Source organism: Burkholderia sp. E168m23 (assembly GCF_016586125.1).
GTDB lineage: Bacteria > Pseudomonadota > Gammaproteobacteria > Burkholderiales > Burkholderiaceae > Burkholderia > Burkholderia orbicola.
On the sequence record NZ_BCPP01001711.1, the window covers coordinates 1 to 537 of the forward strand.

A 537-nucleotide genomic window follows, 5' to 3' on the forward strand; every position below is an offset into this window, starting at 1 on the left:
GCCGGTCGCCGGATCGGTACGCGGCATCACGCCCGCCTGCAGCGTGTGCCCCGGTTCGACCGCGAGCGGCAGATAGGTGACTTGCACGCGCGGATCGGCCGCCTCGATGCGCGCCGCGAGTTCGAGCGGCGCCAGCGGCGCCGCGCCGCTGCGCGCGATATAGAAATCCGGGTTCAGCGCCGCGTCGAGCTCGTGGTCCCACGCAATCAATGCGCCGGTGAGCCCCGCGACGAACAGGAACAGCGCGATGGCAAGTCCGAACCAACGGTGCAGGCGGACGAGAAACGGTCGCAGGAACGCATTCATCGCGTGCGCAGCGAAAGGAAGGCGGGCCGGCACGAGCGGCGGCCGCGATTCGACGGGAGGCAGTTCATTCGATGTCGGGCGCCGCACAACGGTCATCCGGCCAGGTCAGGCAAGGCCGGATGCCCTTGTACGCGGCATGGAATTGTTGCGCGGTGGGCGGGTTTTGATACGATGCGCGACATTTTAACGCAATGCGAATGATTCTTACTCGCATGCTCGCTCGCCATGACC

The 537-nt window shown here is 66.5% G+C and carries 1 protein-coding gene; it reads right to left on the reverse strand.

Translation table 11 applies throughout. The features are described 5' to 3' along the window. The coding region (locus tag JMF90_RS39810; RefSeq protein ID WP_201326625.1) for a PepSY domain-containing protein at positions 1 to 306 on the reverse strand (306 nt) is incomplete at its 3' end. Between the last annotated feature and the right edge of the window lie 231 nt (positions 307 to 537).